Source organism: Mycobacterium uberis (assembly GCF_003408705.1).
In the GTDB taxonomy this organism is placed as follows: domain Bacteria; phylum Actinomycetota; class Actinomycetes; order Mycobacteriales; family Mycobacteriaceae; genus Mycobacterium; species Mycobacterium uberis.
The window spans coordinates 115,523-138,642 of sequence record NZ_QAYL01000002.1 but is presented as its reverse complement, the minus strand read 5'-3'; the positions used below and the strand labels follow the sequence as shown (position 1 = coordinate 138,642).

Below are 23,120 nucleotides of genomic sequence, written 5' to 3'. Positions count from 1 at the left end.
GCTACAGTGCATCCTGTGGACCAGCAGCAGGCTCAGCAAGAGGATAGCCGCAGTGCGACGTAACATGAGGGTGCTGGCCCTGGTGGTGTCGGCCTTGATGATTGTGATTCCGACGGTTGCGGGGTGTTCCAGTTCAAGCTCCAACAAGCCGGGGAGGACGATATCGTCAACGTCGGGGAATGCGGCGGGCCGTCATGGCCCGATGTTCCCGCAGTGCGGCGGCATCAGTGGTCAGACGGTGTCGCAGTTGACGAAGGCGACTGGACTGATGAACACAGCCCGGAATTCGGTGGGCTGTCAATGGCTGGCCGGCGGCGGTATTCTTGGCCCGCACTTTTCATTTTCGTGGTACCGCGGCAGCCCTATCGGGCGTGAACGCAAGACCGAAGAGTTGTCACGGGCGAGTGTTGATGATATAAGCATAAACGGCTACAGTGGCTTCATCGCCGTGGGAAATGAGCCCAGCCTGGGTGATTCACTCTGCGAAGTCGGAATCCAGTTCCAAGATGACTTCATTGAGTGGTCGGTAAGCTTCAGTCAAAAGCCTTTCCCGCCGCCGTGTGATATAGCTAAGGAACTGACTCGCCAGTCGATTGCGAATTCGAAATGATGGAACGGATGCGTCTCGGTGTGCGGGGTAGGCAAAGCGTTTTTGCTGGTGTTGTCGTGTTGATCAGCGCGGTGCTGGTCGTGGCCGGTTGTTCGAGGTCAATTGAAGGTACGGCGATCAAAGCGGGTTCGGGTGGCGTTCCACGCAACAACGATTCCCAACAGCAATACCCAAACCTACTCAAGGAATGTGAGGTACTGACCACTGACATCCTGGCTAAGACGGTCGGTGCTGATCCGCTTGACATTCAGAGCACGTTTGTCGGTGCCATCTGCCGATGGCAGGCGGCCAACCCGGCGGGCCTGATCGACATCACCCGGTTTTGGTTCGAACAGGGCAGCCTTGCCAATGAGCGTAAGGTGGCTGACTTTTTGAAGTACAAGGTGGAGAGTCGTTCGATCGCGGGTGTGGATTCGATTGTTATGCGCCCGGATGACTCAAATGGTGCGTGCGGTGTCGCTAGCGACGCAGCGGGAGTGGTTGGCTGGTGGATCAACCCTCAGACACCCGGTATCGACACCTGTGGGCAGGCCATCAAGCTTATGGAGTTAACGTTGGCTACCAACTCCTAAATTGGGTTCAGCGCGGCACGTGCAAGCCGATCAGTTCGGCACGCTAACTAGCGTTCAAAGTGTTGCTAGCAACCGGCTGCGTCGAGTACCATGATCATTGACGTTGGGAGTTTTCTTTAGATACGGTTGAGCAGCAACATCGTTGATACTGGCACCGGTCAGGGCGAGCGCTACAAGGGATGTCGTCGGTTCATGACCGACGACGAGCAGTGTGACAATCTTGTTGCTGATTGCATTGATCTCTTCGAGCACCGTGTCGGCGGTGGTCTCGTAGAGGTGCTCGGCGTAACGTCAGTGTCCCGATACCCCTGTATGCTAATGTCTTGCGGGCCTACTTCGTAGTTGAGCACAGCACTTCTTCGACAGCAGGCACGTTGGTGCACAGCTAGTCACTTGCCAGGTCAGCTTTCCCGACTCCGTGGAGCGCTCGTTGCCAGTCATGGCCGTCTGTCTGATCTGGGAAGTCCGACGGGTACAATGACTTCGCGTGTCGTACCAACACCAGGCGGCGGTGTACTTCCTTCATGTGTTTCACGTTACTTATCACGGAAGCTGAACTTCTTAAGTTGTGGTTGTGGTGGGGGTATTTGTTTGGCGGTGTTATCGGTGGGGTTACATATCCCGGGAGCGGCCAGTTTGGCTAACATGTCCTTCAGTATGGTGCGGGCCTCAGGGGTCAGCTAGGTGTGTAGCGCCGACATGCCGTCGGCTTTTTGCTTAGGGCTAGTCTGCGTCGGCGGGCCCGATTCATGGTCGGTGTAGATGCCTGTCGGGGTTGAGGCAGTCGGCGAGACGATCGGCTAACCCGGCCAGGTGTTCGGACCGGTATTGGGTGTCTTGCTTGGCCGGATCAGCCTTGGCGCGTTCACGGATGGCCGCATCGATCCAGCCGGGTAGTTGGTGGCAGAACCGGTGGATCACCGCGAGATCTGGTCGGCACCGAGTCGTTCGGCACGCTGGGCTGCTGTGGTGGCCGCTAACTGTGGCGGTAATGGTTTGCTGGTGAATCACGTGCCGTTCACCAAGATCGGTGGCATCACGGATGCGTTGGGGAGACTTCGGTACGGCTGATCCGCGTCCACTCGGCAATCGCATGCAAGAACCTGCCGCCACGCTACCCCGTACCGTGGTATCCAACGTATCCAACGCAGCCGTGATCACCTTCCTATCCACGACACCACAATGAACTCAACTCACAACACCAAACTATCGGAAGACACCGACAAAAAACTGCCGTTTGAAACCAATGAAACCATTGGTAACACAAGTGATTGCACTATGGCCTACTCTGATCCTACGCCGTGTGAGCGTTACGTCACGTTCGGCGTGTCCAGGTCTTTAAGCGCGGCCTAGGCGGTGTTGGCGCCGCACATTCCGTATGCTCCGGGGTCCTGGTGGGGTGGCTGCCTTACGGCGACAGTGTGATTCGAGACCCGCATACTAGCTAGCCAATGCTCTTGGCGACGGCCATTGTATCGCCGCCAACATAGTTGGCGTAGGCAGCCAGCTGCGTCGTTGAGTGAATTGTGTAGCTACAATGCATTCCCGGAAACCGGGTGTGAATCGCTTGATCTGGGTGGTAATTGCTTTGGTCGCGTCGCCGGCCTAACTGTTGGGAACGTGCGTGTAGCTCCACACCGGACGAATGTTGTCCACCGAGCGTTGCAAATCGGCCAACTCTTGCTGCCCGGTGAGCACGAATGGCCGTTCGAGCATGCGTCTGACATAGATTCGCTCAGCCGCGGCAAGCCCGACTTGGCCTGCCATCTACCACCAATGCGGTACTCAATGCCAGCGCCCCGTGATTGCCTACCGTAACCGGTTGCAGCTGGGCTCTGTTCGCGACGACTGCGCGCGATGCTGAATTGTGTATCCGCGGACATTTCTCCTGCATCGGCTTTAGCTAATAATATTTGGAATGACAACCATCGAAAAAATCGTTTTCGAAGGTTTATTGCACCAGTTTGCTCTTAACGCGTGGCAAGTGCTACTTCTTATTGGTATCCTGACCGTGGTAACGGGTGTCGCAGTGCTGTTCTGTTCAGGTAAGACACTGGTGATGGTGGGCGTTCTGTTTGGCATCTATTTGGTGGTATCCTGAATTGGCTAAGTGTTTGTCACTTTCGGTATGCACACCGGCGTCACAGTGAGAGTGTTAGCATTCCTCGGCGGCATTGTATCGCTAGTGTTGGAATTTTTGCTTTCACAGCAAACTTGAGTCGATCATACTGTTGGCTCTGTGGATTAGCATGGATTGGCTGTTCCGCGGGATGACCGCCCTTACCGCGACGCTATCTGGCGACCATATTGCCCGCACGCGGTTAGCAAGTTTTCTCCAGCTTGATCATTGTTAATCGACGGCGGAGTTAAGATCATTTCCTTCGCTCAAGTCGATGGCGGTTTTGATCCTGGTCGCCGGTTGCTGCCTGATCGTGATCGGCATCATGATGTGTTCATCACTACCGTTAAGGCTCGCGGTCGACTGAGGCAGCGTGGCACATGTCTGCAGCGCTGGCTCGCTGGGCGTCAATGCTGTAGAGCATGCCACAGTAGTTGCAATCTTGCTAATTGCGCCCGCTACCGCGGACTCACGAGTCCGCGGTAACGTGTTATTCGTACAGCTCAACGAGCCGTCATCTCCACTTGACGTATCGTTTCGATCCAGGTTCCTAAACCGTCCTCATCGCGTGGGTGTGCCCGAATGACTGGATAGTATTGTGCCACACCCCCAACTAGCTCCATCAGCGCATTCCGTGTCCTTCGCTTGAGGGAAGTGTACTCCACAGCCAAACCGGTGGCCAGATGCGGGTCATAGGGTATCCGATAAAAATCCGGAATCCGCTTCCTAAATTGATTTTCGACGATTCCGAAATCCACAAAGGGCTTGGTTTTCCGAATTGCGTTGAGAACTACCACCGTGTGCTGCAGCAACCTGGCATGCCCATGTGCATCCAGCCAATCCAGGGTGGCCAACGCCCCTTCGACACCGCGCACGTCGTCGGATGCCACTACAACCATGCCAGTGACACTGCTGACGATCTTGCTGAACAGTGGCCCATTGACCGGCGTTCCGCAGTCAAGCAATATCACGTTGCAGTGATTGTCCAGGATCTTCATCGCGGTTTCGTAATCATCAGGACCAAGTCGGTATGTTGACCGCGGATCATTCTGGGCACCAAGCATTTCTAGCCGATCATTGTTCATGATGGTGTGTACACGCACATCCGCGTAGCGTTTGGTGTTCCGTGTTGACACGAAATGTTCGATGTTGGTTTGCGGTCCACCGCGCTCACTGAATCGTGCCGAGAGATCCCCCAGATCGGCATCAACATCCACGGCAATCACCCGATCGCCGCGCAACCGGGCCATGGCATTGCCCAGCGCCACCGTGATCGTGGTTTTACCCACGCCGCCCTTGGCGGAGACGAACGCTACCTTGTGGACATCGGCCAGTGGGGCGCAGATACGGCGATTCAACTCATTGGTCTGCTCGGCCTTGGCGCTTGGTTCCGGATTGACTCGCCCCAAGGTCGCTTTAGTTACTAACTTGCGCCAACCGCCACCGGCTGCCGGACGTCGGCGAGCCACCAGGAGGTCGCGTCCGTCGTCGTAGGGATGCCGAAACGTGGTCGGTTGTGGACGGCTAGCCGGCTCGGTTGTGTTGTGTGTCGTCAGGACATCGCTGACGGGCGCGGCGGTGAGTGCGGCCCTGGCAGCGTCATCGTCGCCCAGTTCTCGCAGGCACCACGCCCTGGTAAGCGCCACGTCAGCGGCCACTTGTGGGTTGGTGGTCGAGACTTGTTCGGTAAGTTCCAACGCGAACTGAAACTGGCCCAAATTCGATGCGGCGGTTGAAGCTAGTGCCGCCACAGCGTCGATGAGCTCATTGGGGTTATTGGTGTCGCTGCTCGGCGGCGGGACCTCCGCCACCTTCAAAACGTTAGACCAAGAGCGAGTCTGGTGGAACAGCGTCGCCATGACGAACTGACGGGCTAGAGCAGCGTCATCGTCTTCGGTGACAACCGGGTCATCGAGAGCTACTGATGCTTCCTCGTAGCGGCCTGCGGTAATCAGTCCGCTGGCGTATGCAAGCCCGATTGTGGCACGCGACCACGTTGTCAACGTCAGATACATTGGCGCAGCGATCTCGGCGTACAAGTCACCGTCTTTGAGCCCGACGCGGCGGGTTTCGGAGTATAACGCTTCCGAGTGCTGGTGGGCCCCGGCCAATGTGTCGAGATCATGGTCGCCACAGGCCAGACGCCCTAGCCAGCTGTCGGACATGTCGGGGTTCTCAACGGTGAGACGCGCGAAAGCGGCCCCAGCGCTGGCTTTGTCCCCGGACTGGTAGCTGGCCACGGCAGCGTCGAACATGGTGCGTCGTTCTCTAAACGTAGTCATTGGCTATTGCTCCTGGTTAATGGTCGGCTGGAGCCTACTGCAATGCAATCGAGTTCGCAGGCGCGCCCATTGCCTGGTCGTACTGGCGCTTGCCATGATTTGTTGGTATAAATGCATTACGCAGTGTTACGTAGAACGGTTGACGTTAGGGTAAAGTCGTTGAGGTTTGGTGTGGTCGTTTAACGAAGGCTAAGACATCTTCGGCTCGTACATCATGGCGGCTGTGGTTTGTGGTTTCCCGCTATGTGGTGGGGTTTTTCGGTTTGGCACGAGCAGGAGCCGCTATAGCCGTCTGGTGCGGAGCTGATGGCCTTGCCCGTGGGGCGGGCTGCGATTTCTTATCGCGGTGTCTACCGTCGATAGTGCCGTGAACCGTCTCGGAATCGACGTCCGGAATTAGGGTTGGGTTAAGGCCGTCGCATTGTCAACGACCCGTAGCTCGATGCTCCGCAATGTGTATGGTGTTGTTTGTGTGACAGTGGTGTGGACTGGGAGCGCTTAGCATGGCTGATTATTATAAATTCTATTGATCGATCAATATGCGGATTGACGCCTCTAGCGCCAGCGGATCTGCGAAATTCAGGGTGATAGAGGTCCGGCCAGCAGCTGGTTGTCACTGATGCATCGGTATCCTGCACGATTTCCCGGCGAGTTTTCCGAAATCCCGCCAATCGCTAACCTCAGTGTGAAACCTCGCACAGCACCCTGTCCGCGCGAATTCGATACCCGCCTGCTGAGTTTGGTTTGACCTAGCCCAGATGTCAGCGGTGATTGTGTCGGTCAACCGGACCAGGTTGTGTGGGCTCACCGCGACATTCCCAATACTGCTTACCGGCGTTGCACAGCATCCGGTCCCAGCTCAAGACCGAGACGTCTGCAATTGTCTGCAGTTGTTGGCGCTGACCGAAGGGAGAGATCCCGCCGATCACATAGCCGGTAACCCGCTGAGCGGCAGCGGGTTCGGCCATGTTGGTTTTGGTCATGCCGAGCGCCGCAGCAGCCGTCTTCAGTGACAACCAGGACAGCACCGGCAATATCGCGACGGCCAGCTCACGGTGCAGCGTGATGACCAGCGTTTTGAGTATTTGCTTGAGTGCGGTATCGGGGGACTGCTGTAGGTCAGTAACGGCGTTGAATTGCAAGATCTTTTGTGGCGCAATAGCTTTGACCGGTACTGCGATCCCGGGAGTTGCCGATCTGACCGCGCTCATCTGCTTAGGGCCGGGTGTAGCCCGGCGGGTTGACCTCTTCCACCCAGAGGTCGACGCTCAGTTGTCCGCCCGGCACGCAGTCGTAGATCGAAAAGTTGGTGACGCCGGATTCCATCAGCACGTCCTCGCATAGCGCGGAGTTGCCGGTATATTCATGGGCCGGCCTATTGAAGATCACGTAAGCTGCATCAGCATACACCTCGGGCTTGCGGGCTCGCGCCATCGCTTCGCCGCCGCCGAGCAGGTTCTGTACTGCGGCGGTGGCCACCAGTGTGCGCGGCCACAACGTGTTCGACGCAATGCCGACATCACGCATTTCCTCGGCGATCCCGAGCGCGCACAACGTCATGCCGAACTTGGCCATCATGTAGGCCGTCGGTGTTAGCCACTTCTTGTCGAGCAGTACTGGCGGCGACAATGTCAGAATGTGCGGGTTTTGGCGGCCCGTCATGTGTGGGATACACGCTTGTGACACTGCATACGTGCCGCGCACCTGGATACCGTTCATCAGGTCGAAGCGTTTCATCGACACCTCGGTGATGGACCTCAGATCGATCGCCGATGCGTTATTGACACAGATATCGATGCCGCCAAACTGCTCGACGGTCTTGGCCACCGCGGACTCGACGGAATCCGGGTCGCGGATGTCCCCAACAATCGGCAGTGCCTGGCCGCCCGCGTCCTCGAGCTCTTGGGCTGCGGTGAAGACCGTGCCAGGCAGCTTGGGGTGCGGCTTGGTGGTCTTGGCGATCAGGGCGATGTTGGCACCATCGCGCGCCGCCCGTTTGGCGATCGCAAGTCCGATGCCGCGACTGGCGCCCGAGATGAACATGGTTTTGCCATTGAGGGACATGGCATCACACTAACGCTGTTTCTGGCGGGATTGCGGCACTTGGAAGTAGCCCGTTGACGCTATTGACTGCTGCAGATGAATACACTCAAAAAAATTAGCAGCGAACCTGCGAAGATGATATCTGTCGCAGTCGCTAGACTAGCTGGGGAGGAGTTGTGGTGTCAATTGCGATGAGCTTATTGGGCGGGGGTAGTTGAATTGTTTTTTTGTGAGTCTGGTGTGGTTGCCGGCGCTGTCTAGTGTCACCGCAAACGAAGAGACCGGGTTAGTCGAGATGGCCGACTACGAAGATGGCCGAGACGGCGCGAGCGGGTCGGAAGTTCTGCAGTCCGAGTCTCCGGACGAGAACAACAATGGGCTTACAGCGCGTTTCGAGCGCGAGGTGATTCCCTTGCTGGATCAGCTTTATGGCGGTGCGCTGCGTATGACGCGCAGTCCCGCCGATGCCGAGGACCTTCTCCAGGAGACGATGGTGAAGGCCTACCTGGGGTTTCGCACGTTCTGCGTGGGCACAAACCTTAAGGCGTGGCTATACCGGATCCTGACCAACACATATATCAACAGTTATCGCAAAAGGCAGCGTCACTCTGCGGAGTATCCGACCGGCGAGATCACCGACTGGCAATTGGCATTGAACGCCGAGCATTCCTCAGCCGGGTTGCGTTCGGCTGAGGTCGAAGCTCTTGAGGCGCTGCCGGACACTGAGGTCAAACAAGCGCTACAGGCATTACCGGAAGAGTTCCGGATGGCAGTCTACTACGCCGACGTTGAGGGTTTCCCGTACAAGGAGATCGCCGAGATCATGGATACGCCGATTGGGACCGTAATGTCGCGGCTTCATCGTGGTAGACGTCAGTTGCGCAGTCTGTTGTCTGAGGTGGCCAAGGAGCGAGGTTTCTGCCGCGCCCCACAAGCGCACGAGGAGGTGTCGTCGTGAGTGGGTTTTCCGGCCCAGATGACCCAAGCGTAGAGGACAGCTATTCCCGTGGCGGCGTTGGTTGCGCGGAAGTGATCGCCGAGATCTGGACCCTGCTTGACGGTGAATGCACCGCTGAGACTCGTGAGAGGCTGTATCGGCACCTTGAGGCATGCCCCGGATGCCTGAAGCATTATGGACTGGAAGAGCGGATCAAAGCGTTGATCGCGACGAAGTGTAAAGGCGAGAAGGCGCCTGCAGGCCTACGGGAACGCCTCAAACTTGAGATTCGCAAGACCGCCATCATCCGTAGTATGCCGTAGCGATTGCACCCGGTTGTGATTTGCTCAGCTGCTGAGAACGCTGGGTTAGGAATTGGGTCGCTTGCCGTGGTTGGCTTTACTGTACTTACGGTCGCGCTTCTTGCGGCCTCGTTTGGCCATTGGAAAACCTCCGTTGTTGCATCAAATCCTGGGCACCCAGCACCCGTGATGTTGTTGTTCAGTGTCTCATTGTGTTGTTCTTGCGGCGGCGTATGGGGCACCACTAGCCCGCGCGCCGCAGGCGCGATTCGTCTTATGGTTCGATATACATGAGCCTGATCAAGCTTCAGATACCAGCAGCCAGCATGCGCCAGTGGCCGAAACGAGTGGGGTGAAAATGGCCGAGGATGTTCGCGCTGAGCTTGTGGCCAGCGTGCTCGAAGTCGTTGTCAGCGAGGGAGACCACGTCGGCAAGGGGGACGTTATGGTTTTACTGGAGTCGATGAAGATGGAGATCCCCGTCCTCGCTGAAGTTGCCGGCACCGTCAGCAAGGTGAGTGTGTCGGTGGGCGATGTGATTCAGGCCGGCGACCTTATTGCCGTGATCAGCTAGCCGTTGGAGTTTTCATATCTGCTGCCGAGAAACGTTCCAGGAGTGACTGATGTCCACTCTCGGTGATCTGCTTGCTGAGCATACAGTGCTACCGGGTAACGCTGTTGACCACCTGCATGCGGTGGTCGGGGAATGGCAGCTGCTTGCCGACCTGTCGTTTGCCGACTATCTGATGTGGGTTCGCCGCGATGACGGGGTACTGGTCTGTGTCGCGCAATGCCGGCCGCATACTGCGCCGACAGTTTTGCAGACCGATGCGGTGGGTAGCGTCGTAGATGCCAATCGACTGCTGCTTGTTGCCGAGACGTTTGCTTCTGGCGCCGTTCAGCAGGAAGGTGCTGTAGGTCAGCAGCATTCGTGGCTGCCGCTTGGTCCGCACGTCGCGGCTTTTCCGGTGCGGTATGGCGACCAGGTGGTAGCGGTGCTTACGCAGCACCAAATCGAACTGGCAGCGCGCCGCAGGCCCGGTAAGTTGGAGACCGCCTACCTGGAGTGCGCCACGGATCTTCTGCACATGCTGGCAGAGGGCGCTTTTCCTGACGTAGGGGATGTGGCCATGTTGCGTTCTACACCGCGGGCGGGTGACGGTTTCATTCGCCTTGATCGTAACGGTGTCGTCGCCTATGCCAGCCCCAACGCGTTGTCGGCATTCCACCGGATGGGCCTGACTGCCCAGTTACAGGGCCGAAATCTGGTGAAAGTCACCCGGCCGCTGCTATCGGACCCCTTCGAGGCGCAGGAGGTGGCCAAGCATGTGCAGGATCTGTTGGCCGGCGGGTCGAGCATGCGGGTGGAAGTTGACGCCGGTGGGGCCACGGTGCTGCTGCGAACGTTGCCGTTGACAGTTCAGGGCTCTAGCGTGGGTGCGGCCGTGTTGATCCGTGACGTCACTGAGGTGAAGCGCCGTGACCGTGCGCTAATTTCTAAGGATGCCACGATCCGGGAAATACACCACCGGGTCAAGAACAACCTACAAACTGTTGCGGCGCTGCTGCGGCTGCAGGCTCGACGGATGGCCAACGCCGAAGGGCGGGAAGCGCTAATCGAGTCGGTGCGGCGGGTGTCGTCGATCGCGTTGGTTCATGACGCGTTGTCGATGTCGGTGGACAAACAGGTCAACCTCGACGAGGTCATTGACCGGATTTTGCCGATTATGAACGATGTAGCGTCAGTAGACAGGCCGATCCGGATCAACAGGGTCGGCGATCTGGGCGTGCTGGACTCCGACCGTGCCACGGCACTGATCATGGTGATCACTGAACTGGTGCAGAATGCGATCGAGCATGCATTCGACCCGGTGTCCCAAGCAGGGTCTGTCGCGATTCGTGCCGAGCGTTCAGCGCGCTGGCTTGACGTTGTCGTACACGACGATGGCCGTGGATTACCTCAAGGATTCAACTTGGAACAGTCAGACAGCCTGGGCCTGCAAATCGTGCGGACTTTGGTGTCCTCCGAGTTGGATGGTTCGTTGGGCATGCGAGAAGCCCCTGATCGCGGCACTGATGTGGTGCTCCGGGTGCCAATTGGTCGTCGGGCTCGGTTGCTGCTATAGAACACTAAGGATCACTGCGGCCCCGACGATTGTCGAGGCCGCAGTGATCTAAATTGGGTCAGACCCCACTGCGGGCCTTTGTCCGGGCGTTGCGACGCTTCAGTGCTCGCCGCTCGTCTTCACTCATGCCACCCCAGACGCCCGAGTCTTGGCCTGTGTTAAGGGCCCAGGCGAGGCACTCTGTGGTGACCTGGCACCTATTGCAGACCAGTTTTGCGTCAGCGATTTGCGCGATAGCCGGGCCACTGTTCCCTACCGGGAAGAACAGCTCCGGATCTTCGTCGCGACAGACCGCCTTGTGGCGCCAATCCATACTTTGTTACTCCTTACCGTTTGCGCAGCAAGGCGCACGGGCATTTTTCTTCGGCTGTTAACGCGTGCACAAGAAAGGTTCCGTACCTCTACGCAATTTCTGCGTGCAACTTTTCGATCGTTTCACAGGCACTACAGATGTCAATAGCGCGAGTTGGCTCGTGGGCAATCTCACTTTGACCGTCTGGCACCCAAGTCTTTACATCGTTGCACTCTACTACCGCTGGCTTTTCCGGCAAATTACTTTGTCAAGCGTGCATCAAATGTTTGGTTAGTGCAGTTCAGATACGTTTTTGGCGGGTGGGACTACGACTGGCAGCACGTCCGAAACGGCCTGGAACGTCATGGTATCGTGCACGCTGAGATAGTCTCCATCGAACTAACTGGCGATTGGGCCTCGGTGGATGTCACTCGCAGGCACGGCACGTCGTCCGCGGTGATGAGGTGCTTGAATGTAAACGTGGGCTGTTTGGCGAACATTTGTCGGGCGATTCTCTAAAGTGGGTATCGGCTTCATGTTGGTCGGGGTGAACACTCCCGGCCCAGAGTCAGAGCTGTATCCGGGATCGATCCACACTGACCGGTTGTTCATATAGGTCCATATGGACTCGGGTTGGACACGAAGACGAAACGTACCTCTGTTATCGGTTCGCGGCCGGGAGGATGCAGCGTAAGAGCGGGTTCGCGGCGCGTGTATACTCATCCGGCGGGTACTTGCTATGCAGACTGTAGCGCTATGGTGTGATTTTGCCGCCCTTATGTGTGTCCAGCCTCGACCGGTGGCTACTTGACACCTATTCCGGTATTGAACAGGCCCACTGTTCGCCGCAGTCGATCAGCGCGATGCGGCGCCAAATCTGAGAACGCCGATAATCGTCGAGTAGTTGGAAGAGCGGTTTGGTGGCAGCGATAGGCTGCAGGAGTTGTCTAGGCAACTGGGTCAGCACGTTCGTCGAGCCTCTAGGGGCACCACGGCGATCGCCGGCACCGAGCCGGTGGGCTGTAGGTGCCGGAGCGGTCGAGTAAGCCATTGACCACTCCGCTGATCATGTCGCCGCCGTAGATGACGAGGTCCACTTCTTCTTCCTCCTCAACGGCTGCTTGTGCGAGCTGTGTATCGTGTCCCCGGTGCTTGGTGTGCTCAAGGCGGCTCTTGAGTGCGTGCACCAGTAGGTGGTAACCAGATTAGTGTAGTCGACGTGGCTGTTGAGTTGGCGATCAGCACGGCACGCAGGACGCATAAATTTAGGTACGACGATGATGCGGGCCGGGTAATGGTTTGCTGAGCAGCGGCGCGATCGGTGGCTCGGGTGACTACGCTGACGTTGTGACACTTCCTCACAAGCGAGCGGTATCGCCATGCGCTCCGGCCGCCGTACGGGGCGCAGGACTCATTGTCGTGCTGCAAGGTGCAGTTGCGTTGGTGGTGGCTGCGGCACTGGTGATTCGCTGGCCTGCCGGCATCGATCAGCGTGTCATCAACAGCTTGGGCACGGCTATCTGGTTCGTTGTGGTCGGCGGCGGGGTGCTCGCCGCTGGATGTGCGTTGCTAGTCGGCAAACGCTGGGGTCGCGGGCTGGCGGTGTTTGCCCAACTGTTGCTGTTGCCTGTCGCGTGGTACCTCGCGGTCGGCTCGAATCAGCCGGTTTTCGGATTCCCGCTGGGAATCGTGGTGCTGACCACATTGGTATTGCTGTTCAGTCCGCCGGCCGTGCGCTGGGCCGCAGCTGGATATCGGCGTGGTCCGGCCAGTTCAGCTAGTAGGGGGTCGAACAGTTGGTAGGTGGCCCATTCGCGCTGAGGACGTTCACCGATCCTGTCATAGTCATACAGCGGGATGGCGTCGGAGTTTCAGTTCAGCACCGCCCATGACAATCGAGTGTGGCCGTTGTCGAGGTATTCAGTCTCCATCGCCAACAACAGCGCACGAGCTAGTTAGCGACGGTAAAACCTCGATCTTACGAACAAATCCTCCAAGTAGAGTGGGGGTTTGCAACACCGCCCCACGTGGAGAAGTTACGGCACCATAGCGCTATCGCAGCGAGTTCACTGTAGACTTCGGTGACATGCCCTTGAACGGTTGATGAACTGCTGAAAAGCGCTGTGGGAATTTGTGTTTCGGTGATTGTGTATTGATCGGCTGTTAGCTGGAATTTGGCCAACGTTTGGAATCATGGCCGTAATTTTTGCGGCGTCCTTGTAGTATGGCACAGTGGACTTTTTCGGTCACTGCTTGACTCCCAGCGCATTCAGGATCGTGGTGAATTTAGTTGTGGTCTCGTCAACTTCGTCGTCGGGATCGGATTCGGCAATGATGCCGCCACCAGCATGGGCCAGGGCGGTTCGGCGGTCGGCCGATAGCTGAGCACAGCGGATGGATACCACCCAGTGACCGTTGCCTCTGGCATTGCACCAGCCCACTGCGCCCGCATAGAAACCGCGGTCACCTTCCAGCGCTGCGATAAGCTCGGATGCGGCCTCTGTCGGGACCCCACCGACCGCTGGAGTGGGATGCAGGATCAATGCCAGATCGATTGCTGTAGTTGAGATGTCGCGCAGCCGGCCACTAATTGGTGTGCACAGGTGCCAGACTGCCGCGGTGCGGCTTAATTGCGGCTCAGGCGCGATTATCAAATCGTCGCACACTGGCTCTAGAGCAGCGCGCATCGCGTCGATGACCAGCTGGTGCTCGTGACGGTTCTTGGTTGAGCTGGCCAGTGCGGCGCCGTTGGCGGTGTCGACTTCGGGGTTAGCGGCACGTGGAGCCGAACCGGCAAACGGCCGGCACGTGACACGGTCGCCGAAGCGCGAGACCAACAGTTCTGGACTGGCGCCTACCAGGGCCATATCCGCGTACTGGTCGCCGGCTGCGGTCAAGTCGACAAGATATCCATACCCGGTCGGTTCGGCCGCAACTAGCTGGCGCAGGATGACGCGGCCGTCCAGTGGAGCGTCCGCGGCCAGCTGCAACGTGCGGGCAAGCACTACCTTGCGTAGCGAGTTGCCGGGTGCGGTGAGTTGCTCGCGCGCTCGGCCGATCCAGGAACGGTAGTTGTCCAGCGTCGGGACGGCGGCGGCGATGCGCACGGCGGGCAACGGACCGGCCGGCCAGTCTGGCAGCGTACCGGTGCGTAGCACAGCGCTAGGTGCCACCAGTGCAGCGGGACTGGCCAAATCGAAAGGTAACGCGCCTAACAGTATTGGTGCTGTCCCGGAACGCAGTGCAGCTTGCGCTGAGTGGACATTATTATAGTACATCTGTACCCCGTCGGCAACTAGAGTCCCACGTGGCCCGCATAGCGCGAACGGTGGTTCGCTCGGTTTCATTATGTTCGGCTCTCTCCTACGCCACTGGGCGACGTGTGTTGTCGCCATAGGTGTTCACCTGGGTGCAACTGGCCGCGGCTGGCTAGTTAACCCAAGTGTGTGTAGTTGCCGTAGCCCGTGCTCGAAGCCGCACATTTTAATCGAGCGGGTGTGCATACCGAAGCGGCTGCCCTAGACAAGCGGCAGCCCGACCCAACGCGTAATCACCACGTGGCAGAAGTAGTCATGACTGACGAACACACGTCACACGACTCTCGGTGCTCGAGTGCCATCGTGACGGCCTGGTAGGCGCGTTTGCTGACCAGATCGAAACTTTCACCACCTGGGTATCCGTGCACCCATGCCAAACCAATCAGGTTCGGTTTTTCGGATCTAGACGGTGATTAGGCCTTCGTAGGAATCATAGCCCCATTCAGTGAGCAATTGGAGATACTTCGTCAACGGTAAACTCGGCCAACTAAGCGGTGACTAAGGCACGTTGACGTGGGTTGCTGGCCATCACCGGATCAACGAGTTTTAGTTCCGCGAGAGCCCGTCCAAACTAGATTGGCTTGTACTCCGGTCGGTATCGGTTAATTCCAGCTCGGTATGGTCGGTGTGCTGGCCCGATTTCAACCACGCGGTACTCGCCCATGCCGCAGCAGCAGGTGGTGGTTGTGCAAGCCCATGCTGACCGACTTTGCCGGACGGCGTGCTGAAATCCTGACGGAGCTATCGTCCAAAGCGCATCACGGAGAATCATGCCAGGATGGCACTGTGACCGGACGGGCGACGAAGCAGAGCGAAGCGATGAGGTGACTAAGACCCGGGTACTGGCTGTGGCCAACCAGAAGGGTGGCGTAGCCAAGACGACAACGGTTGCTTCACTGGGTGCGGCGATCGCTGATCAGGAACGGCAAGTGCTGCTTGTCGATCTGGATCCGCAGGGTTGTTTGACCTTCTCGCTGGGCCAAGATCCCGACAAACTACCGGTTTCTGTGCACGAGGTGTTACTCGGTGAGGTCGAGCCCAATGCTGCGCTGGTCACGACGGTGGAGGGAATGACGCTGCTGCCAGCCAACGTCGACCTCGCCGGCGTTGAGGCGATGTTGTTGATGCGGGCAGGCCGCGAATATGCGCTCAAACGCGCGTTGGTCAAACTGTCCGACCAGTTCGATGTGATCGTCATCGATTGCCCGCCGTCACTTGGTGTGCTTACTCTCAACGGTCTGACGGCAGCCGACGAGGTCATCGTGCCGCTGCAATGCGAGACATTGGCACATCGTGGTGTCGGTCAGTTTCTGCGTACCGTCGCCGACGTTCGGCAGATCACCAACCCGGATCTGCGACTGTTGGGTGCGTTACCGACGCTGTATGACTCCCGTACCACTCACACCCGTGACGTGCTTTTCGACGTCGCAGACCGCTATGAGCTACCGGTGCTGGCTCCACCCATTCCACGCACGGTGCGCTTCGCCGAAGCTAGCGCGTCGGGCTTGTCGGCAATAGCCGGGCGCAAGAACAAGGGAGCGCTAGCCTACCGCGAGCTGGCACAGGCGTTGCTCAAGCATTGGAAGACCGGCAAACCCCTACCTACGTTCACTGTCGAGATGTAGCGGCCAGAGCGGGCGCTTGGCCTCAGCAGTTAGCCCAGTGCCACCAGGGTGTCGCCGCGCTGCTCGAACACCGTGGAACCCAAAACGGCCGGGATCACCGCTGTGCTGCTCGGCGATCGACTCACCTGGATATAGCGATTATTCACGCCGCTAAGCGGGTCATAGACGCCGATCGCGCCTGTGGTTGGAACGAGCAGTTGACCAGCCATCATCACACCAGGCCCCAATGGCGCCGTCGTTTCGTCCGCGGCAATGGTGTACCGCAGTGTGAGGCTGTTCTGATCGAAAACCATGAGGGTATCGCCGGTCCACCAGGTCACTAGGTTGCCCGCCTGTGAAACCGCCGCCGAGCTCGACGGCGGCTTGGCCAGCGGTGTGCTTGCCACAGTGGTGCCGATCTCGTCGACCACGTCGACTCTGGGCTGCGTGCCGGCTTCTCCGGGCAGGTAAACGGCAGTATTGGTATCAGAAACCGTCAGCACGCGGGCCCCCGATCCCGACCGGACCCCAGGTTCGGCTACCAGGCATTGTTGCGGTTCGTCGTCTTCCTTGCCCGGGTGCAACAGCACGAGCCTCAGGTCGGACTGATTCGCGCAGGCCTCGAGCACCGATACCGCCGACGAGCTGGCTGCTGCGGACTCCAATATGCATCCGGAGTGCAGTCCCCGTGCCGACGGTTTCACTCGGGCGTCGATCTCACCGTAGGCGAGCATCCGGACCATGTCCGAGCGCCAGAGTTCTAGGCGGGTATCGCCGGCCGACAACAACGCTGTGCCGTCGGAGGACAGGCGCACGTGTGGATCGGTGTAGCTACTGCGGGCAGCTCCGCGACGACCGGTAGACCCATCGATGCTGCTGACCTGCCCGCAACCGCGGTCATCTCTATAGACCGCGACAGCGTAATGATAGACCCAGGACACCCCGCACAGATCGCGGTTGCGGACATAGCTCCAGTGCGATTCGCCCGTGGTGGGGGCGCGCCCGTCCACTTGGCGCTTGTCGCCAGTGACCACCGTCCCACCCACCACTACGGGGGCGGTGGTGGCAGGACTGGCCGCGACCCAGAGCTGGTTGAGGGAGGCTGGCACTTCCTGAGCTGAAGTCGGGTTGGACGCTGGAACGGCAGCCGGTCGGCTGAGGGTAGCCCGGGCGTCGCTGGTCCACCAGATTAGCAACGCGGCTGCGGTGATGAAGATCACGATTGTCGCGGTGGCTATGATGTCGGTTTTGGTCCGGCGTTCGGGTCTGATCATGTGTCAGAAGCCCAGTTAGCCTGCGTAATCAGGTTTGTGTCGAGACTGTTTTCGACGGCCTTCGTCGGCTTGTGGCGGTGCCGGCGATGGCGGACGTTGGTGGATGAGGAGCCGGGCGAAGAGCTTGGCGGGACCCCCGCGACGGCCTCGCCGTTGCTGGTCATGTTGTTGCTGGGATGCCCGGTGACGGGTTGGCCGCCACGGGTGCGGCGTCGCCGTGCGCTAGCACGCGACCGCGCCAGTTTCTCAGCCTTGTCTGATGTTTTCGAGATGCTCCCGTCTCGGTTCGTGCCGCGGTGTTTGATCTGCGCTTTGCGTGGCGCGTCGATTGTTCCGCTAGCCTCGGCCGGGATAGCCAACTCGGCGTATAAATGGGGCGAACTGGAGTAGGTCTCGGCCGGATCGGGGGAGTCCAAGCCGAGCGCCTTGTCGATCATCGCCCATCGCTCCAGCTCGTCCCAGTCCACCAGGGTGACCGCGACCCCGGTGCGGCCGGCACGGCCCGTGCGTCCGATGCGGTGGACGTAAGTCTTCTCGTCTTCGGGGCACTGGTAGTTAATGACGTGGGTAACGTCGTCGATGTCGATGCCGCGGGCAGCCACGTCAGTGGCGACCAGCACATCGACATTGCCGGTTCGAAAAGCTTGGAGTGCCTTCTCTCGCGCTATCTGTCCGAGGTCGCCATGCACGGCGCCCACCGCGAAACCGCGTTCGCCCAGCTCGCCAGCGACCTTCTGTGCTGTGCGTTTGGTGCGGGTGAAGATCATTGTCGCGCCCCGACCACGCGCTTGCAGTATTCGGCTGACCAGCTCCACCTTGTCCAACGCGTGAGCGCGGTAGACAAACTGCTCGGTGGTATCGTGCACCGCCAAGGAGTGCGGTGCCTCGGCCCGGATATGGGTGGGTTGGTCCATAAAGGTGCGGGCCAGCGTGATGATCGGGTCTGGCATAGTAGCCGAGAACAGCATCGATTGCCGGTTGGTCGGGGTCTGTCGTAAAATGCGCTCTACATCGGGCAGGAACCCTAGGTCGAGCATCTCGTCGGCCTCGTCGAGCACCAGCACCGACAACCCGCCCAGGTGCAGGTGGCCCTGCTGGCAAAGGTCAAGCAGTCGTCCTGGAGTGCCCACCACGGCGTCGGCACCTGCTCTCAGTGCCTCGATCTGTGGTTCGTAGGCCCGTCCTCCGTAGATGGATACCACCGAGAACCGGCGGTTACCATCGTCAGCGGTCAGGTATTTGGCTGCGGCGGCCAGGTCATCGGTTACTTGCAGGCAAAGCTCCCGAGTCGGCACCACGACCAGTGCTCGCGGTGTGCCAGTCAGCGGCCTTGCTGCGGTAGTGACGCTGATGCGCTGCAGTAAAGGCACGCCGAAGGCGAATGTCTTACCCATGCCGGTGCGGGCTTGCCCTATCGTATCCTCGCCGGCGAGTGCAAGCGGCAGGGTGAGTTCCTGGATAGCAAAAGGTTGCTCAATGCCTCGTTCGGCTAACGCACGGACTATTTCGTCGCGGACTCCAAGTTTGGCAAAGGTCGGTTTAATAGTGCTTGCCAGTGCAGTCATATGTGGGTGAAAAGCCTTTCGGTGACCGTATCGGTTTGGCGTCGGTGTTTTGCTGTCGCGGCTCAGGCGCGTACCAGTCCCGACTCCGAGTAGATCGCCGAGTCGCCGATCCCACGTTCAGTCTGAATAGAGTTCAGTCCCGGTGGCCCAGCTGTGCACGCACATTTCGCCGATAGCAGCAACACAGAAACGCAGCCATTACCTAACTTGAGTGATGATAACCGGTCACTCAGCAGCCGCCTATTCTCTCTACCTTAGCCGACTAGAGTGTTGCCATGCCCTCGCCCTCATCCGCGGACCAGCAATTGGCCGATTTGCCGACGTCACGGTTATTGGCAGATCATCCGGCCGTCGACGAATTGTTCGCGTTACTAGCCTACGGGGAGTTGGCCGCGTTTTACCGGCTGACTGACGAGGCCCGGATGGCGCCGGACCTGCGGGGACGGATCTCGATTGCGCGCATTGCTGCCGCCGAGATGGGGCATTATGAGCTGCTGCGCGATGCCCTGGAACGCCGAGGTGTTGACGTGGTGCCGGCGATGTCGAAATACGTGTCGGCGCTGGATAATTACCATCGGCTGACCACGCCGAGCACGTGGCTGGAAGCCTTGGTGAAAACCTATGTCGGTGATTCCTTGGCCTCCGACTTATACTTGGAGATTGCCGATAGGTTGTCCGATGAAGTCGCCGACGTGGTGCGGTCGGCCTTGTCGGAAACCGCGAACTCGCAGTTTGTCGTCGCTGAAGTGCGTGCTGCGGTAACTGCTAGTGGCAAACAACGCAGCCGGCTGGCGCTGTGGGCGCGTCGACTGTTTGGTGAAACGATCACCCAGGCGCAGTACCTGCTGGCCGACCACGATCAGCTGGTTGATCTGGTGATGTCCGATGGTGGTGGTCTGAGCCAGCTGGGTTTGTTTTTCGATCGTTTGCATCGGAAACATGGCCAGCGGATGCACGACCTCGGTCTTAGCTAGTGGTCGCGTCCCAATCGTCAGCGAAGCAAGCTATCCTGTCTAACGGATGCAGGTTGTTATGATCGCGTTGTTGGTCGACGCCACGACTGGTTGCCTCTTGGCGTTGACGATCGAGCAGTTGAGTTGACTGTGGAAGCTAGTGGCGACGACCGACTGGGTTTGGATGCCTGGATTGAGGACTACCGCCCGTGTCCATGGTAGTGCCACGTTGAACTCGGTTTTTGGGTAGCCACGGGCATCGGTGTATACGACGGTGACCAGGTCGAGGAGCTCCTTCGTGCCGGTCACACTGTAGATGACGGTGCGCGGATGCAGCGCCGCCGGCGGTGGACCGGTTAAGGGCAGCGCTGTGGTGGTTGTTTGCGCTGGTGGTGTGACACTGGGAGGTGCCATGGTGGTCACTGTTTCGGGGGGTAATTGGGGCGTCCGTGACGTGATGGATGGGGTCGCTGGTAACGGTGTCGACGGCGTAGTGAGCACCGGGAGGGAAGTTGGTGCACCCACCGTGGCCTTGGTCGTTGCGCTATCTCCACTGTTGATGATGACCGCGGTCGCGACGGCGCCAAGTGCTACCACACCACCGAAGAGCGCAGCGACCTGGCGCCATCGATGGTTGGTCGGCCAGAGTAGCTCGTCGTAGCTGTCCGGCGGGTAGGGGTCGGCTCCGTTGGTCATATAGCTCTCGTCGGGATAGTCCTGGACCTTGCCGTCGAGGCGGTTCATTGTGTTACCGATAGTGCTTATGTTACTGATGCGAATAACCGGGTATCTGGTGTTGCGCAGCATGTTGGCTAAGCTGGAAGCTAATCGTTATCGGCAGATAGCTGCCCGTCGAGGCCTACCGCCACCCGTTGTAGAGGGATCAGTGGGCCCCTCTGCATCCCGGTGTGTTGGATGCGTCCACTAGCCTGCTGGCTGACACGCTTGCTTGGAATCGCAGAGGCATACCAAACAGTAAGGGGCCAATAGTGGAGGTCAAGATCGGTATCACGGACAGTCCGCGTGAGCTGACCTTCTCCAGTACGCAGACAGCCGGTGAAGTCGAAGAACTCGTCAGCGCCGCACTGCGCGAGGGCGCGGGTCTACTGAGCCTGATCGACGAGAGGGGCCGTCGCTTCCTGATACACGGCGCTAAGATTGCCTATGTGGAGATCGGTGTTGCTGACGCTCGCCGGGTGGGCTTTGGAATCGGGGCAGAGTCCTCTACAAGCGGGTAAGCGGTACGTGTGACAGCCCGCCCCAGGCAAACTGCACGGTTCCTTTGACGGCGTCCGACTTAGAAATCGGACGGTCGGTGTTCAGCCAGTATCTGGCGCAGTCGACGCTGATGCCGACTAGGCCTACCGCAACCATCCGAGCGCGGTGCGGGTCCAGCCCAGAACCCGCACTGATAAGGGCGAACACTGCGTCTATGCACGATTCGGTGGCTACTCGCACTTGTGCGGCAACCTGAGGCTCGGTGACATTGTCGTTCTCGAAGATTAGCCGGTAGCCCTGCCCGTCGTGCTCGATGAAGTCGAAGAACGCTTGGACTGCGGCGTGTAGCCGCTGCCGGTTGTCGGTGGTTGTGCGCAACGCCTGCTGTACGCCCGACACCAGATTGTCCACATGCCGCTCAAGCACCGCTAAATACAGTTCTAACTTGCTCGAAAAATGTTGATAAAGAACGGGTTTACTAACTCCTGCCCGATCGGCGATTTCGTCCATCCCGGCTGCGTGGTAGCCATGATCGACGAAGACGTCACTGGCAACGGTAAGCAATTGACCACGACGCTCGTCGCGGGGCAACCGGTTGCCTCGCCGGCTGGACACCGCTATGCTATCTAATGGCCGACTGCGGTCGACCGATCTCACAGCACGTCGCTGCGCTGTCTTGGCGCGATTATTCATCGAGTCCTCGTCTGTATCGTTGGTCAATTAGAGTCGGGTATACTCACCGCCTCGTCGGAATGACATTACTACCCGTGTCGTTAACCCGAGTGACACCGGTGTTTGTCGGCGCTGGCAAGGGGAGTTCGACGCATTCCGGCGTGCCCAGGACTCCCAATGGCTGTGAGCTGTGTAATCCTGAGACAGTGACCTCCTCCGGGCCCGTTGGCAGTGTTGGTTGTGTGCCTGTGCTACGCGAGGAGTGGCGAGAACCATTGCGGGCCCAGCGTGACCCGCTTGCCAAGGACGAAGGGCGGGTCCGGGCTGATCGTGGCTGGTCGCGTCGGTGGCGCAAGCAAACATGGCTGGGGCGGTTCGTCTCTGTCTTTGGTTGGCGTGCGTATGCATTGCCTCTTCTGATAGCGCTCACGGCGGTGGTTGTATACCAAACGGCAACCGGGACAAGCGCACAGAAGCTGGCGGCGAGCGGGCCCATTACGGGACCACCGATTATCGGTGCGGTGGGCATGGCGATTATGGACGCGCCACTTCACGGGCTCGCCGCGTTCGATGCCGATCTGCCGGCCGGGACGTTGCCAGACGGGGGTTCGTTCACCGAAGCGGGCGACAAGACCTGGCGTGTCGTTTCGGGGACGACGCCGCAGGTTGGTCAAGGTACCGTCAAGGTTTTCAAGTACACCGTCGAGGTCGAGAACGGTCTGGACCCAACTATGTTCGGTGGCGACGGTGCATTCGTCCAGATGGTCGACCAGACGCTGGCTAATCCGAAAGGCTGGACGCACAACTCACAAGTCGCTTTCATTCGAATTGATAGCGGGCGGTCCGACTTTCGGATTTCGCTTGTGTCTCCGCTGACGGTACGTGAAGGATGCGGCTACGAATTCCGGCTGGAGACGTCATGCTACAACCCGTCGTTTGGGCCGGACCGGCAAGCTCGGGTTTTAATCAACGAGGCGCGCTGGTTGCGCGGAGCTCTTCCGTTTGAAGGGGATGTGGGTTCCTACCGGCAGTATGTGATCAACCACGAGGTCGGCCATGCCATCGGGTATGTGCGCCACGAGCCCTGCGACAAGCAAGGTGGTTTGGCCCCGGTGATGATGCAGCAGACGTTCTCTACGTCCAATGACGATGGAGCGAAGTTTGATCCGGAATGGGTCAAACCCGATGGCAAGAACTGCCGATTTAATCCTTGGCCGTATCCAATCGCTTAGCC

At 58.9% G+C, this 23,120-nt stretch carries 24 protein-coding genes and 4 pseudogenes; 13 read left to right on the top strand and 15 right to left on the bottom strand.

Annotation, left to right across the window (positions count from 1 at the left end):
* Positions 1 to 52 precede the first annotated feature (52 nt).
* On the top strand, positions 53 to 610 hold the full coding sequence (locus MUBE_RS02710) for a DUF3558 domain-containing protein (RefSeq protein ID WP_116539385.1): 558 nt from the start codon (positions 53 to 55) through the stop codon (positions 608 to 610).
* Positions 607 to 1,182 carry a DUF3558 domain-containing protein gene (locus MUBE_RS02705; protein WP_424399020.1) on the top strand — a complete coding sequence of 192 codons (576 nt, stop codon included), beginning with the start codon at positions 607 to 609 and terminating at the stop codon, positions 1,180 to 1,182. Before MUBE_RS02710 ends, MUBE_RS02705 begins: the two co-directional genes overlap by 4 nt.
* Positions 1,183 to 1,929: 747 nt before the next feature.
* Here the strand turns inward: MUBE_RS02705 and MUBE_RS19750 are convergent.
* Positions 1,930 to 2,103: a DUF222 domain-containing protein gene (locus tag MUBE_RS19750; protein WP_165849658.1), complete on the bottom strand. Its 174-nt coding sequence runs from the start codon at positions 2,101 to 2,103 to the stop codon at positions 1,930 to 1,932.
* On the opposite strand from MUBE_RS19750, the gene MUBE_RS15410 reads away from it, so the two are divergent.
* On the top strand, positions 2,083 to 2,253 hold the full coding sequence (locus MUBE_RS15410) for a hypothetical protein (RefSeq protein WP_165849657.1): 171 nt from the start codon (positions 2,083 to 2,085) through the stop codon (positions 2,251 to 2,253). The genes MUBE_RS19750 and MUBE_RS15410 overlap by 21 nt on opposite strands.
* A gap of 534 nt (positions 2,254 to 2,787) precedes the next feature.
* Here MUBE_RS15410 and MUBE_RS19265 read toward each other — a convergent pair.
* On the bottom strand, positions 2,788 to 2,949 hold the full coding sequence (locus MUBE_RS19265) for a hypothetical protein (protein ID WP_165849656.1): 162 nt from the start codon (positions 2,947 to 2,949) through the stop codon (positions 2,788 to 2,790).
* A 151-nt stretch (positions 2,950 to 3,100) separates the two neighbouring features.
* Between MUBE_RS19265 and MUBE_RS02690 the strand changes: the two genes are divergently transcribed.
* Complete coding sequence (locus MUBE_RS02690) at positions 3,101 to 3,283, top strand: hypothetical protein (RefSeq protein WP_116539383.1); 183 nt, start codon at positions 3,101 to 3,103, stop codon at positions 3,281 to 3,283.
* A gap of 521 nt (positions 3,284 to 3,804) precedes the next feature.
* Here MUBE_RS02690 and MUBE_RS02680 read toward each other — a convergent pair.
* The 3 genes and pseudogenes from MUBE_RS02680 to MUBE_RS02670 form a co-directional block, all read right to left on the bottom strand.
* Positions 3,805 to 5,583, bottom strand: a complete 1,779-nt coding sequence (locus MUBE_RS02680; RefSeq protein ID WP_116539381.1) for a nucleotide-binding protein — start codon at positions 5,581 to 5,583, stop codon at positions 3,805 to 3,807.
* A 757-nt stretch (positions 5,584 to 6,340) separates the two neighbouring features.
* Positions 6,341 to 6,794, bottom strand: a pseudogene (locus tag MUBE_RS02675) (YbaK/EbsC family protein); the annotation flags it as partial.
* Positions 6,795 to 6,798: 4 nt separating this feature from the next.
* On the bottom strand, positions 6,799 to 7,647 hold the full coding sequence (locus MUBE_RS02670) for an SDR family oxidoreductase (protein ID WP_116539380.1): 849 nt from the start codon (positions 7,645 to 7,647) through the stop codon (positions 6,799 to 6,801).
* A 274-nt stretch (positions 7,648 to 7,921) separates the two neighbouring features.
* On the opposite strand from MUBE_RS02670, the gene MUBE_RS02665 reads away from it, so the two are divergent.
* Together MUBE_RS02665 and rsrA are read left to right on the top strand one after the other, a co-directional pair.
* Entirely contained in the window at positions 7,922 to 8,584 is a 663-nt protein-coding gene (locus MUBE_RS02665) for a sigma-70 family RNA polymerase sigma factor (RefSeq protein ID WP_116539509.1), read from the top strand.
* A complete protein-coding gene (rsrA, locus tag MUBE_RS02660; protein WP_116539379.1) occupies positions 8,581 to 8,886 on the top strand; it encodes a mycothiol system anti-sigma-R factor in 306 nt (101 codons plus the stop codon). Before MUBE_RS02665 ends, rsrA begins: the two co-directional genes overlap by 4 nt.
* A gap of 45 nt (positions 8,887 to 8,931) precedes the next feature.
* On the opposite strand, the gene MUBE_RS19745 is transcribed toward rsrA, so the two are convergent.
* Complete coding sequence (locus tag MUBE_RS19745) at positions 8,932 to 9,006, bottom strand: 50S ribosomal protein bL37 (RefSeq protein WP_003416889.1); 75 nt, start codon at positions 9,004 to 9,006, stop codon at positions 8,932 to 8,934.
* Between the two features lie 217 nt (positions 9,007 to 9,223).
* Here MUBE_RS19745 and MUBE_RS02650 point away from each other — a divergent pair, with 217 nt between their 5' ends.
* On the top strand, positions 9,224 to 9,439 hold the full coding sequence (locus MUBE_RS02650; RefSeq protein WP_116539378.1) for a biotin/lipoyl-binding carrier protein: 216 nt from the start codon (positions 9,224 to 9,226) through the stop codon (positions 9,437 to 9,439).
* Between the two features lie 49 nt (positions 9,440 to 9,488).
* Positions 9,489 to 10,991: a sensor histidine kinase gene (locus MUBE_RS02645; RefSeq protein WP_116539377.1), complete on the top strand. Its 1,503-nt coding sequence runs from the start codon at positions 9,489 to 9,491 to the stop codon at positions 10,989 to 10,991.
* Positions 10,992 to 11,049: 58 nt separating this feature from the next.
* On the opposite strand, the gene whiB1 is transcribed toward MUBE_RS02645, so the two are convergent.
* Positions 11,050 to 11,304, bottom strand: a complete 255-nt coding sequence (whiB1, locus tag MUBE_RS02640; protein WP_116539376.1) for a transcriptional regulator WhiB1 — start codon at positions 11,302 to 11,304, stop codon at positions 11,050 to 11,052.
* 270 nt (positions 11,305 to 11,574) lie between these two features.
* Positions 11,575 to 12,537 (bottom strand): annotated as a pseudogene (locus MUBE_RS02635) (diacylglycerol/lipid kinase family protein).
* Between the two features lie 93 nt (positions 12,538 to 12,630).
* Between MUBE_RS02635 and MUBE_RS02630 the strand changes: the two are divergent.
* The gene (locus tag MUBE_RS02630; protein ID WP_207801631.1) at positions 12,631 to 13,086 is read left to right on the top strand and encodes a hypothetical protein; all 456 of its coding nucleotides are present in this window, start codon (positions 12,631 to 12,633) and stop codon (positions 13,084 to 13,086) included.
* On the opposite strand, the pseudogene MUBE_RS16865 reads toward MUBE_RS02630, so the two are convergent.
* From MUBE_RS16865 to MUBE_RS16860, 3 genes and pseudogenes are all read right to left on the bottom strand, one after another.
* A pseudogene (locus MUBE_RS16865) lies at positions 13,050 to 13,478 on the bottom strand (GNAT family N-acetyltransferase); the annotation flags it as partial. The gene MUBE_RS02630 and the pseudogene MUBE_RS16865 sit on opposite strands and share 37 nt — an antisense overlap.
* Positions 13,479 to 13,529: 51 nt before the next feature.
* On the bottom strand, positions 13,530 to 14,630 hold the full coding sequence (locus tag MUBE_RS02620) for an isochorismate synthase (RefSeq protein WP_116539374.1): 1,101 nt from the start codon (positions 14,628 to 14,630) through the stop codon (positions 13,530 to 13,532).
* A gap of 54 nt (positions 14,631 to 14,684) precedes the next feature.
* Positions 14,685 to 15,298, bottom strand: a pseudogene (locus MUBE_RS16860) (acid phosphatase).
* Between the two features lie 126 nt (positions 15,299 to 15,424).
* On the opposite strand from MUBE_RS16860, the gene MUBE_RS02610 reads away from it, so the two are divergent.
* Complete coding sequence (locus MUBE_RS02610) at positions 15,425 to 16,225, top strand: ParA family protein (RefSeq protein WP_116539508.1); 801 nt, start codon at positions 15,425 to 15,427, stop codon at positions 16,223 to 16,225.
* 29 nt (positions 16,226 to 16,254) lie between these two features.
* Here MUBE_RS02610 and MUBE_RS02605 read toward each other — a convergent pair whose 3' ends face one another.
* Together MUBE_RS02605 and MUBE_RS02600 are read right to left on the bottom strand one after the other, a co-directional pair.
* Positions 16,255 to 17,478, bottom strand: a complete 1,224-nt coding sequence (locus tag MUBE_RS02605; protein WP_116539373.1) for an Rv3212 family protein — start codon at positions 17,476 to 17,478, stop codon at positions 16,255 to 16,257.
* Positions 17,475 to 19,043 carry a DEAD/DEAH box helicase gene (locus MUBE_RS02600; RefSeq protein ID WP_116539372.1) on the bottom strand — a complete coding sequence of 523 codons (1,569 nt, stop codon included), beginning with the start codon at positions 19,041 to 19,043 and terminating at the stop codon, positions 17,475 to 17,477. The genes MUBE_RS02605 and MUBE_RS02600 overlap by 4 nt, the downstream gene beginning before the upstream one ends.
* Positions 19,044 to 19,318: 275 nt before the next feature.
* Between MUBE_RS02600 and MUBE_RS02595 the strand changes: the two genes are divergently transcribed.
* Positions 19,319 to 20,017 (top strand): ferritin-like fold-containing protein, encoded by a 699-nt coding sequence (locus MUBE_RS02595; protein WP_116539371.1) that lies wholly within the window; start codon positions 19,319 to 19,321, stop codon positions 20,015 to 20,017.
* A 39-nt stretch (positions 20,018 to 20,056) separates the two neighbouring features.
* Here MUBE_RS02595 and MUBE_RS02590 read toward each other — a convergent pair whose 3' ends face one another.
* Entirely contained in the window at positions 20,057 to 20,752 is a 696-nt protein-coding gene (locus MUBE_RS02590; protein WP_207801640.1) for an MmpS family transport accessory protein, read from the bottom strand.
* 233 nt (positions 20,753 to 20,985) lie between these two features.
* Between MUBE_RS02590 and MUBE_RS02585 the strand changes: the two genes are divergently transcribed.
* Positions 20,986 to 21,234 carry a DUF3107 domain-containing protein gene (locus tag MUBE_RS02585; RefSeq protein ID WP_116539370.1) on the top strand — a complete coding sequence of 83 codons (249 nt, stop codon included), beginning with the start codon at positions 20,986 to 20,988 and terminating at the stop codon, positions 21,232 to 21,234.
* On the opposite strand, the gene fasR is transcribed toward MUBE_RS02585, so the two are convergent.
* Positions 21,221 to 21,907 carry an HTH-type transcriptional activator FasR gene (gene fasR, locus MUBE_RS02580; RefSeq protein WP_116539507.1) on the bottom strand — a complete coding sequence of 229 codons (687 nt, stop codon included), beginning with the start codon at positions 21,905 to 21,907 and terminating at the stop codon, positions 21,221 to 21,223. The genes MUBE_RS02585 and fasR overlap by 14 nt on opposite strands.
* A 227-nt stretch (positions 21,908 to 22,134) precedes the next feature.
* Between fasR and MUBE_RS02575 the strand changes: the two genes are divergently transcribed.
* On the top strand, positions 22,135 to 23,118 hold the full coding sequence (locus tag MUBE_RS02575) for a DUF3152 domain-containing protein (protein ID WP_243632793.1): 984 nt from the start codon (positions 22,135 to 22,137) through the stop codon (positions 23,116 to 23,118).
* The last annotated feature ends 2 nt before the right edge of the window (positions 23,119 to 23,120 follow it).